Origin of the sequence: Mesorhizobium sp. UC74_2 (assembly GCF_042701485.1) — a bacterium.
Taxonomy (GTDB): domain Bacteria; phylum Pseudomonadota; class Alphaproteobacteria; order Rhizobiales; family Rhizobiaceae; genus Mesorhizobium.
The window spans coordinates 4,770,399-4,784,987 of sequence record NZ_CP170562.1 but is presented as its reverse complement, the minus strand read 5'-3'; the positions used below and the strand labels follow the sequence as shown (position 1 = coordinate 4,784,987).

Annotated in this window: 5 protein-coding genes; 1 reads left to right on the top strand and 4 read right to left on the bottom strand. The window is 62.6% G+C overall.

The genetic code is table 11. The annotated features are described in order from the left end of the window. Nucleotides 1-5: 5 nt before the first annotated feature. The 3 genes from ACFJIU_RS23250 to ACFJIU_RS23240 all read right to left on the bottom strand — a co-directional run bounded on the left by ACFJIU_RS23250 (nucleotide 6) and on the right by ACFJIU_RS23240 (nucleotide 4,669). Nucleotides 6-479, bottom strand: a complete 474-nt coding sequence (locus ACFJIU_RS23250) for a phage tail protein (protein WP_379063973.1) — start codon at nucleotides 477-479, stop codon at nucleotides 6-8. Between the two features lie 39 nt (nucleotides 480-518). Next, nucleotides 519-1,004, bottom strand: coding sequence for a phage tail protein (locus tag ACFJIU_RS23245; RefSeq protein WP_379063971.1), 486 nt, complete (start codon nucleotides 1,002-1,004; stop codon nucleotides 519-521). Between the two features lie 164 nt (nucleotides 1,005-1,168). Next, entirely contained in the window at nucleotides 1,169-4,669 is a 3,501-nt protein-coding gene (locus tag ACFJIU_RS23240) for a beta strand repeat-containing protein (protein ID WP_379063969.1), read from the bottom strand. On the opposite strand from ACFJIU_RS23240, the gene ACFJIU_RS23235 reads away from it, so the two are divergent. Next, entirely contained in the window at nucleotides 4,662-4,877 is a 216-nt protein-coding gene (locus ACFJIU_RS23235) for a hypothetical protein (RefSeq protein ID WP_379063967.1), read from the top strand. The two genes, ACFJIU_RS23240 and ACFJIU_RS23235, sit on opposite strands and share 8 nt — an antisense overlap. Here the strand turns inward: ACFJIU_RS23235 and ACFJIU_RS23230 are convergent. After that, on the bottom strand, nucleotides 4,846-14,574 hold the full coding sequence (locus tag ACFJIU_RS23230) for a beta strand repeat-containing protein (RefSeq protein WP_379063965.1): 9,729 nt from the start codon (nucleotides 14,572-14,574) through the stop codon (nucleotides 4,846-4,848). The genes ACFJIU_RS23235 and ACFJIU_RS23230 overlap by 32 nt on opposite strands. Between the last annotated feature and the right edge of the window lie 15 nt (nucleotides 14,575-14,589).

Sequence of the window (14,589 nt, the reverse complement as noted above, 5' to 3'; positions counted from 1 at the left end):
TTCTCTCAAGACGGTGACGGGAATATCCCGAACAGCGATATGATGAAATTGATGCAGAGGTACGGCTGGAAGTTGGTATGCGCACGGCTTCCGCCAACCGTTCCGATCGAAGTGGGAGCTAAACTGGCGGTTGCGTTTTCATTCGCGTAGGGCTTCACGACAGTCGAGCTCGCCAGAACATTGTTTTGAGGGTTTGCCTGTGCACCGTTGCCGGTCGATCCGAGCAGGGGATGGCTGTGCGCCGGCATCTGGGTAACCGTCAACGTTATCTCTTCGGCTCCACCGGTCTCGGCGAGGATGAAATCATTGCTCTGATGGATAGGGATGCGGCCACGCAGATCCGGCAGCGCGAAAGTGGATTGACCATCGCCGCCATAGGTCGTGCCGATAAGCTGGAACAGCGTCTCGTTTTCTGAGATGGGCAGAAGCTGCCCCTCGCAGAACATCCATCCTGCCGGAGCGAAGTTGCCACCGAACATGCGGATTTCGCCAACATAAGGTTGTGCCATGGATGTCTCCTAGGTCGGCGAAGGAAAGATGCCCTGAAGCGCGATGCAAAAGGACAGGGTCAGGAATGGTTGCATGTTGAGATGCGCCTGGCTTCCGCCCACATTGGCGACGGATCCTGCGTTGAGCGGTGCGGCACCGGGAGAAAACCCCGGCGAATAAACGTTTCCGGGATCCTGTGCGAGAACGTTGCCCGTGCCCGCGAAATTCGGGTTGTTGGAATTGCCGGTCTGGCTCGACGCAAGCAGCGTGTGAAAATGCTGCGGTATTTCCGATATCGACAGCGTGTGTGCCTGCTCTCCGCCTCTGTCGCCGAGCGTATGTCCCGAACCGACATGGATGGGTGTTCTGCCGCGATAGTCGGGCAGTGCGAAGTTCACTCTGCCGTCACCGCCGAAAGTCGTGCCGAGGAGTGAGAAGAGCGCCTGGTTCTGGGCGATCGGCAGAAGCTGTCCGTTGCACAGTGCCCAACCTCTCGGTGCGAACACGAATGACATGATCCGGATTTCAGACAGAAACGGTTCTGCCACGGTATGCCCCCTTTTTTCACCCAAGATCAATAATGCACGATCTCACTCTGAAGTAAATAACAAAGATGTAAATCAATCAAGTATAACTGTTATATCAATATAATTCGCTCTTAAATGCAGTAATATACGCCTCATTTTACTGTTGAAGCTGAATAGTAAATTTCGTGCGGACTGTATATGGTGACCGGAAGGCGTCGCTCTCCTGGTGTCAATGCATCATACATCAAGGTGGAGCTGTCATCGACGGCGTGGCCGTCGCCAAGACCAAGTACGTGGCCGAATTCGTGCATGACGGTGGTAAGCAAGTCATATCGTCCGGCAGGCGCGGCTGTTCCGTCAGCAAACAGGAGCGTTTCGCCGACACGGTTGGCAAATTCCTCATCGCTGAGTGGAGTGAGGTCGACATACCAGCCGAGGCCATTGCCATTGTCGTCGAGCCGGATCACGTTGCCGCTCGCCAGGCCGAGATAATTGCCGCCGAGATCAGCGATCTCGAAGGTCGTGGCGTTGAGAGCCGCGAGCTGTTCGTCGGTCAGGCCGGTGGCGGCCCAGCGTTGGATCGCGGCGGCGATGATGCTGTCCAGCGTTTCGCCGGTCAGCACGTCGCCCCACAAGTCGTCGCCCGGAGCCTGAACACCGCCGGGGGCTGCGAGCAGCGGCAGTGGATTGGTTGTCGGCAGTGGTGGAGTGCCCTGGTTGAAGGAAACCGTTCCGCCGACACTGATCTGCACGTCGGTCACGCCAGTGTTGACGGCCTCGAGCGAGGCAGGGCCACTTGCCGGGGCGCCCTGCGTCACACGGAAGATGCCGTTATCCTGATCCAGCCGAATCTTCGAGCCGTCGCCGGCCTGGCCGCCAATGAAGCCGCTGATGGTGTTGCCGGAGAGGTTGACGAACACCGTGGGCTGCGGGCCTGTCGCGCCGTTGCTTTCATCCACCACGATGGCGCGGCTGTCGTGGATATCGCTGATGGCGTTGTTCGTGATTGTCAGGTTGGTCGTACCACCGCCCGTTGGCGATCCCACGATTCCGATGTTGGAGCCGATACCCGCGCTGCCGGTGCTTGTCAGTGTTCCCGGCGTGCCGATGTCCTGGATCGTATTGCCGCTGATCAGCACGGTGAGGTTGACCGCACCTTCGTTGCCGACATCAATGCCTCGACCGACAGTCGAGCCTGAGAAGTCGGCACCATTCCCGATGATGTTGTTGGTGATGGTGCCGTTGACCGTCCGGGTGAATGGGGCGTTGCCGTTGTTGAAGATATTGATCGCGGTCGAGCGCTGATTGACGAATGTATTGTTGTCGAGGTCGAAAACAACCGTGCTGCTGCCCGGTCCGGTCGAGATGTTGATGCCGACATTGTTGCCGGTGAATGTCGCACCCGACACATTGACCGTCATTGCCGTTCCACTGGTGTCGGCATGGAGTCCGGTAGCCGTTGGATTGGCGGGCGGGCTGGCAGGATTGTAATTTCCGGTGAAGCTGCCGCCACTCACGGTCAGCCCCATGGTTGAAGTGCCCTCTCCCAGGAAGTTGAACGCGTTGCCGATAACACCGCCGCTGTCGTTGGCGGTTACGCTGTTGTTGAGGAATTGGAGGTTGGTCAGCGTTCCGGAACTATTGGTGATCTGGATCTCGAATTCGTAGTTGTTGCTGATCACCGAATTGAGGATCGCCGTCCGGTGCGCCCCACCCGATGCGGTTCCCGTCAGGTCAACGATGTTGATGCCGGATTCGTCCGTCCCTGCGTCATTGCCGTTTCCAGAAATATTTAACCGATCCAGCACCATGCCGTTGATGGTCGCGCCGCCGATGCCGTCGCCGAGATTGTTGGTGACGTTCATGCGAGCAAGGTTGACGTCGGTGGTGTTCGTCAGGCTGATGCCGTCGCCCGTGGAATTCTGGATGGTGCCACCCGAACCGTTGTTGGCTGCAGCACCATCGCCGGTCACCGTCAAACCACCCGCGGTTCCAGTATTGTTGAGGACGATGCCGCTCGCTGCCCCGTTCGAAGAAATCGACCTGAACGTGACGTCGGCCGCCCCGATACTGGTGTTGGAGATATTGAGCGCTCCCCCGGTGCCCGAACTGATGGTGTTGTTCGTGCCCTGAACCGTTACCGTGCCGCCGCCCGAGGCGTTGAAACCGAGTTGGGTGGTCGATGTGATGGCCAGTCCGCCATTCGTGAAATTGAATGTCGCGCCGGTGTTGGCCTGGAGGTCGACACCCCTGCCGTTGAGCGAGAGTGTCTTCGTGGCACCGCTGAAATCGAAGGTTCCGCCGCTGTTGCTGGCGGCATAGATGCCGCCCGTGGCATTTGTCGTTGCCGACAGATTGCCGCTGAACGTCGTGGTGCCGCCCGTACGCGACTGGATATCGATCATGCGGCCCGCATTGTTCTTGGAAATGGTGCCGTTGTAGGTGATGTTGCCGTTGCCACCGCTGACTAGGAAGCCGGCGCCGGTCGGATTGGTGATCGTGGTGCCACTACCGAACGTGAAGGCGCCAGCCGACCCGTTGATGATGTCGATGCCGGCATCGCCGCCATTCAGCGTCGTTGTGCCGTTGAAGTTGTAGGTGCCATCGGCATTGTCGAACTGCAGGCCCGTGCCATTGGTGGCGCTGAGCGTGCCGGTCTGGAACGTGACCGTGCCGGTCGTGTGGTTGGTGACGCTGAGCAGAGCGGCGTTGTTGCTCTGGTTGATGTTGCCGCTGTAGGTGAAGCTGGCCGTGCCGCCTGTGATGCTGACGACCGCGCCCGAACCGCCATTCAGCGTGCCGGTGCCGAGATTGACCGTTCCGGTTCCGGTCACGTTGCTCATCAGAACGGCGGTGGTGCCGCCCGCTGTCTTGCTGGTGGAGGCGAAGGTGATGCCACCCGCGCCGACCGCTACGGTGTCCAGGCTGACCGCCGTTGCAGTAGCGCCGGCGCTCAGCGCACCCGTTCCGGTAATGACGATCGTGCCGCCGCCGTCGGCCTGCAGAGCCGCGCCGCTGCCATTGGCATTGATGGCGGTGCCGGTGAAGGCGAGCGTCGCGCCGTTGGAAATGTCCACCGCATTGCCGGTTCCCGTGGTCTGGAGCGTGGTCGTACCGCCGAAGCTTACCGAGTGGCTGGCGCTGTTGATGACGGTCAGCGCGTTGTTCGCGCCTGCGACGTTGACGCTGCGGGTGCCGCCGGAGAATGTTGTCGAACCGCCAGTGTTGTTCTGGAACAGCATGCCCTGGCCGGTATCGGTGAGAGTGCCGCCACCGAAACTGATCGCGCCGCTGCCGCGGCCGACAACCGACAGGGAACGGCCGGCGGAATTGCTGATCGTCATGTTGGCGAAATTGATGCTGCTGCCGCCGCCGCTGATATCGACTGCCGCCGTTGTCGTGTTCTGGATTGTGCCGCCGCTGATGAAAAGGCCGCTGCCTGTGACATTGGTCACCCGGATACCGGTGGCGGCGCCATCCACATTGACCGTCGCGAAGCCGATATTGCTGGCGCCGATGGTGATCCCGTTCAGGTCGACGCCTGTGCCGGTGGCTGTGGTCGTGGTGATGGCGTTGGTTCCGGCTCCGGACACCACATTGATCGTGCCGCCGCCCGTGGCCAGGAAGCCTGTTCCGGAGGCGGTGATGTTCAACCCGCCATTGAGGAAACTGACCGTTGCGCCGCCATTGTCGGTGAGGCTGACGGCCGTTGCCGACCCCGACGAGATCGACTTCGACGCGCCCGAGAAGGTGATTGTTCCAGCCGCGTTGTCGTCGAGCAGTATGCCCGTCTGGCCACTGACGCCGTGCGTGATGTTGCCTGACAGCGTTATGTTCTGCGCGCCGGCCGCACGGTCCTGATGTTGACGGCCTGGCCGGTGCCACTGACGATGTTGCCGCTGTAGACAAGTCCCGCCGTGCCGCCGGTGTTGGCGCCGCCGGCGCCGTCGCCGACGCGGATCACCGCGCCCGAGCCACCGTTGAGCGTGCCGCTGCCGAGATCGATACTGCCGCCGGTTACCGTATTCAGCACCACGGCGCTGGTGCCGCCCGTGACCGTCTTGTTCGTCGTATCGAACGTGACATTGCTGGCGCCGATCACGACCGTGTCGAGGTTGACGGCAGTGCCGGTCGTCGTGGAGATCTGGTTCGCGCTGCCCGTCACATTGATCGTGCCGCCACCGGTGGCATTGAGGCCGGTGCCTGCACCGCTGCTGATGGCAAGTCCACCGCCGAGGAAATTGATCGTGGCGCCGCCATTGTTGACGAGCGAAACCGCGGCTGCGCCACTGGCGCTGGTGTTGATCGCCTTGGTCGCGCCGCTGAAACTGATGACTGCGGTGCCGCTGTTTCCGTTGACGTCGATGCCGCCACCCTGCGCGCTGGACGAGAGATTGCCGCCGAAGCTGACTGTGCCGGCCGTGCGGCCACTGACTTCGATGAGGTCGCCTGCCGTCGTTTTTGCCACCGACGCATTGATGGTGACGGCCGCGGTACCGCCGCTGATCTTGACGCCGATGCCGCCCGGATCGTTGCTGTCGCCGATCGAGCCGCCGCTGATCGTGATGGCTCCGTTGGCACCGGAGATGTCGACGCCGTTGCCGGCGGTTCCATTGATGGCGACGCTGCCGAGGCTTACCGTGCCCGCCGAATTGGCGATCATCAGGCCGTTGCCGGTTGAATTGTTGATGGTGACCATGCCTGTCACCGTCAGCGAGCCGCTCATCTGGTCCAGCAAAACGCCGTTGACGCCGCCGCCCGCCGTCAGGCTGTCGAATATGGCATTGAACACTGTCGGATCGATCGACAACGCGGTGCCGTTGTTCGAGGTGATCTGGTTGCCGGCGACATTGGCGATGTTGACGGTGCCGGAATTGTGCGCCCGCAGACCGAACGCTCCGGTCCCGTTCACCGTGATGTCGACGCCGCCGTTGAAATCGTAGGTTCCGGTGTTGGTATCCATCCACACGCCGTCGCCATTGGCGCCAATGCCGTTGAGGATCGTCACCTTGCCGGTGAAGGTGGCGTTGGCCGACGAGTTCTGGATCTGGATGCCGGCGTCGGTGGAACCGTTGATGGTTGTCGTTCCCGACACCGTGAACGAGCCTGCAACGGCATCCAGCGATATGCCTCTTGCCCCACCGCCGGCGACAATCGAGGCGAACGTGATGTTGCTCGTGATGTTGGCGAGATTGATCGCCTGGCCACCGGTCGAGTTGATCGTGTTGCTGGCGCTGCTGGCGACATTGATCGTGCCGCCGCCCGTTGCGGTGAAACCGGTGCCGGTGGTGGTGTCGATGTCGAGGCCGCCGTCGAAATTGAACGTGGCGCCGGTGTTGCCGCTCAGGAAGACGCCTTCTGCCGCGCCGGTGTTGGCGGTGACAAGGCCGCCGAAGGTGACGGTGCCCGCGGTCTTGCTAGTGATGGAGACGCCGCGCGCCGTACCGGTCTGGCTGATGGTGGACGCCGCATCGAAAGTGACGTTGCCGGTGTGGCCGCCTGAAATTTCGAACGCATTCACCGCCGTTGTGCTGCTGATATCGGCATTGGTGGCGGTCAACACGATGCTGCCGCCGGCAAGATGGATATGGCTGAAGAGCGTGTCGCCGAGGTTCGCCATGCCCGTAGCGGAGCTGAGCCTCAGTCCGCCGACATTGCTGCCGGTTATCGTCAGCGTGTTGCTGCCGGTGCCCGAGACTCCATAGCCGCCCGGCCCCGAGGTGACCAGGACGCCCTGCAACACGTTGTTGTTGGCAAGCGTGACTGTGTTCGCTGCGGCCGCGCTGGTCGTCAGCGTCGGCGTGCCGCTGGCCGGATTGGTGATGTTGCCGCTGTCGACGCCGGTCAGCAGGAAGCTCGCCGGGGCGCCGCCGCCGACGTTGATGGTGTCGCCGGCCAGGAAGGAATAGAGCCGCTGGTTGTTGGCCAGCGTCAACGTTGTGCCGGCACCCTGGAATGCGCTGTTGACGTCGATGGTGCCGCCATTGTTGACGAGCACGATGATGTCGCGGCCGCTGGCGATCGCGCCGGCAATCGTGCCTGGATTGCTTCGCGAGCCGTTGTTGGTGCCGTCGTCGAAATTGTCGACGTAGTAGACGCTGAACGGTGAGGACAGGTTCGACGTGTCGCCGGTCAGCGTCACGTCGAGGAAGTTGTAGACATCGGTGCCATGGTTGGGCAGCGCGTCGGTGGCGGCGATCGGCGTTACCGCGGTGATCGACGATCCGACATCGGTGCTGCCTTCGCCATCGCCGAAGATGAAGTCGACATTGGTGGCGCTGGACACGAGTACGCCTGTCGTCGGGCCGCCTGGGTTGGCGAGGGTGCCCGCGATGCTCGCGTTTTGGCCGCTGGCGGGTGCGCTGCCGTCGCCGAGCTGGATCAGGCCGGTTCCAGTTGTACCGACCAGATTGACACCCGTCGTGTTCGTGGCCGAAGCGCTGGTGAGGTCGAAATCGGTCGCCGTGATGTTGGCGTTGACGACGGCTCCCGAAACGTCGAAGCCGGTCGTGTTTGCGGCAGTCAGTGCGATGTCGAGGTCGGCAAAGCTGATCGCGCCGTTGGTGCCGTTGATCTTGACCGCGGCTGTGGTCAGACTGGTGATGGTCGTCGTGCCGAGGAACGACACTGTTCCGCTGTTGCCGGCCAGTACGATGCCGCCGCCCGTCGTGTTCGATACCTGCGTCGTGCCCGAAACGCTGAAGCTGCCGGACATGGTGCTGAGCGACACGCCGTTCAGGCCGCCGGCCGCGGTGATGGAATTGAGCGTGATGTCGGCGGTGGTGCCGCTGAGGCTGACTGCCGTTCCGGGCATGGAATTGATGGTGTTGCCGGTACCGCCCGAAATCTTGACGGTGCCGGAGACGGCTCCGAGGCCGATGCCGGAACTGGTCGTGATGCCGAGGCCGCCATTGGTGAAAGACAGCGTGCCCAGGCCGGCCATGGAGACGGCATTGTTGGTGCCGGTGCTGAAAGTCTTCGATGCGCTTGAGAACGTGATGGTCCCGGTCGCGAGCGCGCCTGGACCGACATTGACGCCGGTTCCGCCGGCATGGGTGATCAAGCTCAAGATGTTGTAGGTGCCCGACGCCACGGCGAAATTGAAGGCTGTGTCGTTTGTCGTCGACGTGACGGTGCCTGCGAGGTTGAGGACGGCAAGGTCTGCGCCGGCCGTAGAAACCACATTGCCTGCGCTGACATTGAGCGCGCCAGTGTAGTTGAGCACTGGCCCACCGATGGTGTTGCCGTTCAAAGCGATCGCCGAACCGGTGGCCTGGGCCGCGGTGATGGTGGCCGAGCCGCCATTGCCGCCGATATTGGCCGTGCCGCCCTGTGCTCCGCTGAACTGGATTCCGAGCCAGGCGCCATCGATCGTCAGTGTGGATCCGGTGGCGTTCGCGATATTGACGGTGCCGATCTGGCCGCCGAAATCAAAGCCGATACTGTTTGGATCTGTAAGGTCCAGGTCGATCGTTCCGGTCAGATTGACTTTCCCCGGGCCTGTCAGTCCCGAGAAGGCGCCGCCATTGACACCGGTGACCTTCAATCCACCGATATTCACATCGCCTGTCAGGGTTACGCCGCTCAGTGCGATGCCGGCAATGCTGGAGTCGGCCGAGATGCTGTCGAAGTTGATGCCCGTGGCACCGACATTCATACCGCCCATCAAGAGGCCGTTGCCATCAGACGCAATCGTGTTGCCGGAACCGGTGACGGTCAGTGTGCCGCCATTGATTGCTGTCAGACCATCGCCGCCGGTCGTCGTGATGTCGAGCCCGCCGGTGAAGTTGATTGTCGCGCCCGTGTTGGTGTCGAGCAGTACGCCGGTGCCGCTCGACGTGCTGGTCGTGACCGGTCCGTTGAAATTGAAGATGCCGCCGGTGTTGTTGGCGATCGAGATTGCCGTCGCGGTCGTCGTGTTGGCCGTGATCGCGCCGCCGAAGGTGATCGTGCCGCCGGTGTTGGCGGTGAGCGAAACCGCGTTCGCCGCATTGTTCTGCGTGATCGTGCCGTTGTAGGTGACGGTCGCCGCGCTCGCGGCGACGTTGAAGGCAATACCGGACGGGCTGGTGATCGAGGCGCCCGCGCCAAAGGTGAAGGTACCGCTCGAACCGCCGATGATGTCGACACCCGCGTCGCCGCCGTTGAGCGTCGTGGTGCCGTTGAAGTTGTAGGTGCCGTCGGCATTGCTGAACTGCAGGCCGGTGCCCATGGTGGCGCTCAGCGTGCCGTTCTGGAAGGTGATGGTGCCGCCGCTATGGTTGGTGACATTCACCAGCGCGGCTGGATTCACCGTCTGCGTGATATTGCCGTTGTAGGTCACAGTCGCCGTACTGGCATCGACATTGAAGGCGACCCCGGTCGGATTGGTGATCGTTGTCGTGGTCGAGCCGGCGGTCGAGAACACGAATGTGCCACCCGATCCGTTGAGGATGTCGATGCCGGCGTCATCGCCGTTCAGCGTGTTGTTGCCGAGGAAGCTGTACGAGCCGTCTGCATTGTCGAATTGGAAACCGATACCGCTGGTCGCGACAACGCTCGATGCCGCGTCGAAGTTGATCGTCCCGGTATGGCCGCTTGATCCCCTGAATGCTTCGCCGCTGGTGTTTGTCGATATGTCGGCATTCGTACCGTTCACATTGACGCTGCCGCCATCGACAAGGAACTTCGCCATCGTCGTGTTGGTGATTGTCATCGTTCCGATGGCGCTGTCCAGGCGCAGTATCCCGACAAGATTGCTGTTCGCAATAACGCCACCGCTGATGCCGGTGCCGCTGATCGAGGGAGACGAACTGTTGCTGACGATAATGCCGTCGATCGTGTTGCTGCTGCTGAGCGTGATGGTCTGGCTCAGCCCGCTCGACGACGTCAGGATCGGCGTGCCGATGCCCGGATTTGTGATGGTGCCGTTGCTTATGCCCGTCAGCAGGAAGGTGCCCGGCGCGCCGCCGCCGATATTGATTGTCGAGCCATTCTGGTTGAAGGAATAAAGACGCTGGTTTGCATCGAGCAACACGGTGGTCTGGACACCCTGCGTCGCCGAAAAGATGTCGATGGTGCCGTCACCGTCCAGCGGATTGTTGACCAGCACGATCGCGTCGGCCGCGGCGGCCAACGCGCCTGTGATGGTGCCCGGATGGTCGCGCGAGCCGTCGTCGATGCCGTCGGTGACATCGTCGACATAGTAGACGGAGACATTGGTGGACAGGTTGGTGGTGTCGCCGACCAGGTTGGCGTCGAGGAAGTTGTAGGTGCCAAGCGTGGGCAGCGCGCCGGTCGACCGGATCGGCGTCGTTGCGTTGATCGTCGAGCCGACATCCTGCACCGCTTCGCCGTCGCCGAAGGTGAAGCCGATATTGGTGAGTGGCGACACCAGCACGCCGGTGTCGACGCCGGCGATGGTGGCGCTCTCGCCGCTCGCGAATGGCGTGCTCGGGTCGCCGATGAAGATCGTCTTGTTGCTCGGACTCGTCACGCCGCTGATATCGATGCCGATCGTGCCGGCGGCAGAGCTGCTGGTGAGGTCGAAATTCGTGACGGTGATGTTGCCTGCCAGCACGGCGCTCGACATGTCGATGCCGGTTGTCGAGGGCTGCGCGAGGTCGATGGCCAGGCTGTTGAAAACGATCGCCGCGTTGACGCCTTTGATGGCAACACCGGATGCCGTGAAGGCCGCGCCCGGATTGCTGATCGTCGTGCTGCCGTTGAAGCTGACGGTCCCGGTATTGTCCTGCAGATAGATGCCGTTGCCACCAGTGTCGGTGATCGTCGTCGTGCCGCCGAAGGAGACATTGGCCGCGGACTGTACGATCCGGATACCGTCGTTGCTGGTTGACGAGACGGTGGTCGAATTGCTGACGGCAAACGTTCCGTCGACGGACATCAGGCTGATCGCGCTCGTGCCGCCATTGCCGTAGACCAGATCGAGCGCAATGTTGGCAGTCACGCCGGTCAGGTCGACTGCCTGTCCGGTCTGCGCGCTGATGTATTCGAAGCCGCTGGTCGCCGCGATGTTGATCGTGCCTGCGGCGTTTGCCAGCAGGCCGATACCCGAGGTGGTGTTGACGTCGAGCCCGCCATTCAGGGAGAGCGTCGTCGCCGCGCCGTTGCCCTGGAACAGAATGGCGTCGGCAGTTGAGGTGGTGGCCACCACCATGCCGCCGAGGGTGATCGTGCCGCCCGTATTGTTGGTTACCGAAATTGCCGTGGCGGCGCTGTTCTGCGTCAGCGAGCCGGCGAAGGTCACTGTCGCTGTGCTGCCGTCGACAGTCAACGCCGTGCCGGATGGGCTGGCGATCGAGGCGCCGGTGCCAAAGGTGAAGGAGCCCGCCGAGCCGTTCAGGATGTCGATGCCCGCATCGCCGCCGCTGAGCGTCGTGGCGCCGTTGAAACCGTAGATGCCGTCGGCATTGTCGAACAGCAGGCCGGTGCCGTTGCTGGCCAGGATCGACGAGGCGGCATCGAAGGTGATCGAGCCTGAATGACCACCGGTTACGGACAATGCCGCAACATTGGCGCCGGTGGCGAGATTGGCCTTGGCCCCGACCACGGCCACGCTGCCGCCTGTGACCGTCAGCTGGTCCAGGGTGGTACTGTCGACAGTGACCGTGCCGGACATCGCGTTGAGCGCCAGGCCGCCGATCACGCTGTTGCGGAGCGTTGCGCTGGAGCCCGCACCGGAAACCGAGGCGGCTCCGGCGCCATTGCTGACCTGCACGCCCTCGATCAGGTTGGCGTTGCCCAGGGTCACCGTATTGGCTGCGGCGGTGGTGGTCAGCATCGGCGAGCCGGTGCCGGCGAACGGGTTGGTGACCTTGCCGACATCGATACCGGTGAGCAGGAAGTTGGCCGGTGCGCCGCCGCCGACGCTGATCGTGTCTCCGGCCAGGAACGACATCAGGCGTTGGTTGTTATCGAGCAGCAGCGATGCCTGCGCCCCTTGCGTGGCGGCATTGGTGTCGATGACGTCGGTTCCGGTGCGGTCAACCAGTATGATGACGGCCGCCGTGCTGTTCATGGCGCCGAGGATCGTGCCCGGATGATCGCGCGAGCCGTCGTCGATGCCGTCGGTGACGTTGTCGACGTAGTAGAGCGAGACGTTGGTTGCGAGATTGGATGTGTTGCCGATGAGCCTGGCGTCGAGGAAGTTGTAGCTGCCGCCAAGCGGCAGGGTGTCGGTTGCGGCGACAGGCGTCGCCGCCGTGATGGTCGAGCCGACGTCTGTGCCGGCTTCGCCGTCGCCGAAGATGAAATTCAGGCTTGTCGCAGCGGACAATAGCACGCCGGTTCCCGGACCGGTGGCATTGCCTCCAGCCCCGCCGATCGATGCATTCGCGCCCAGGGCGTTGGGGTCACCGAGCCGTACGGCGCCGGTGCCGCTCGCGCCGACCAGGTTGACGCCGACCGTGCCGGTGGGCGTGGTGCTGGTCAGGTTGAAGATGATCGCGGTGATGTTGCCGTTCACCAGCGCGCCGGAAAGATCGAGCCCGGTGCTGTTGCCTGACTGCAGGGCGATCTGCAGGTTGGCGAAACTGATCGCGCCGTTGTTGCCCTCGATGTCGACTCCGGCGAAGCCGGAGGCCTGATTGGTGATGAGAACGCCGCCGAGGAACGAGATCGTCGCCGACGAATTCGCGATCGATATCGCATCGCCGCTCGTGTTCGAGATGGTCGTCGGGCCGGTGATGGTGAAGCTGCCGCTCACATTGTCGAGCACGATGCCCGACGTGCCGCCATTCTGGCCGACCGAGCCCAGCGTGATCCTGGCGGTGATCGGGTCCACGAAGACGCCGATGCCGCCATTGCCGGAGACCGTGCCGCCGGTGGTCGAGAATGTGCCGGTGCTGGAGGTGCCTGCGACATGGATGCCGTCGCCGGCGTTGTTTTGCGCGTTCAGCGTTGCGAATGCGTAGGTGCCCTTGCCCTTGATATCGAGGCCGTCGCCGGCATTGCCGGAGAGCAGGGTGGTTCCGGCGAAATTGAAGGTGCCGTCGCTTTCGATATGCAGCCCGTCGCCGCCATTGCCGCTGGACGTCAGGTTGGTCCCTGTGACGCCCGTCGAACTGCCGGTGAAGGCGACGCCGTGCGAGCCGGTTCCGGTTACTGTGACATCGGTCAGGGTCGCGCCCTTGATGTTGACGCCCGAGATGCCGACGCGGCCACCCGTTACGGTGATGCCAGAAATCGTATCGCCGTCTGCGAGACTGAGCACCGCATTGCCGGCGTTCGTTCCTGCGATGGTGCCATTCGAGCCGCCGAAGCTGAAGGTCTCGATGTTTCCGGAGAGGGCAAGAGCCTTCACGGTACCTGCGCCGCCGATCACGGTCTGGTTCTGCGCCAGAATGGCCCCGGCGGTCAAAATGTTGCCCTTGCCGCCGAGGGCGACGACAAATCCATCCTTGCCTGCTTTGGCGACGGCATCATCGAGCGTCGTCGGGTCGCCCTGAGTGCCGAGGCCCAGTGTATTTTCGCCGTCGGCGAAGAAGAAGGTGCCGAAGGCCTTGCCGGTCGCGGCATTGATGGCGTTGCGCGTGAAGTCGCGCTTCGTCTCCTGGGTGTTGACGCGCACGCCGATATCGCCGCGCACGCGCTCGTTGACCCGTTTGCGCAGGCCCTCGCTCACCGGATAAGCGGTCGCGATCTCCTCTTGCGAGGCATTGCGTGCAGGCGGATTGAACGGCACGCTGAGCTGGATCGAACCGGCGAATTGGGTGTGGTCGCGATTGTCGCTGCGTACTTCGCCGGCGAGCGTGAGGTCCCAGCCGGCGCTGAATGCGTCACGAATGGCATATTCGATACCGGCTTTGGCACCGGTAACACTGCCGTCGTGCCCGTCGGGATCGGCGAAATGATAGCCGCCGACATCCAGCCTCAGTGAATGATTGTCCGGCAGGTCCAGCGGCACCTGCACGCCGAATTCGCCCTCGACGCCCCAGGCGCTGTAGCTGCGCCGGTCGAGGACGGATACCTGCTCGAGCAGTTGATTGCCGACGAGCGACAAGGTGGAATTGCTTTTGCTCTCGTTGCTGTCGCCGCCAAACGGCAGGTAGACATTCAGATGGCCATCGTAATTGGCCGTGATCGCCTCGATGCCGAGCGTTGCTCCACTGTAAGTGTGGCCGTCGACGGTCTGCACGTTGGCATAGGCATAGCCGCCCACGAGCAGGTCGGGGTTGACCAGTCGGCGCACGCCGATGCCGACATCCTGGCCGAAGCCGTCGTCGAATCGATGTTTGCCGCGGACGTCGAGAAACAGCACCGACTCGGCGGTCTGCTTCAGCAGGATGAAACCTTCCAGGGCGGCACTGGCGCCGTGGTTGTCGGCGCCGATGATGGCACGCACCTGTGGCTGCCAAAGCCCGTCGGGATCGGCCTGCGCCGTGGTGATGCCCGACAGCGCAAGTGCTACCGTAGACAGCGCCGAGGTTTTGAGAAGCTGCCGTGCGTGCTGCGAATACGCATGTGGCATGGAGGCGTGTGGCAAATACCGAGCCCCCATGCGGGCAGCGCCACGCACGCCAGCCTGAACACGAAACGGCGTGCGTTTCCCCCAAACCATTCAGCAACATCCCCA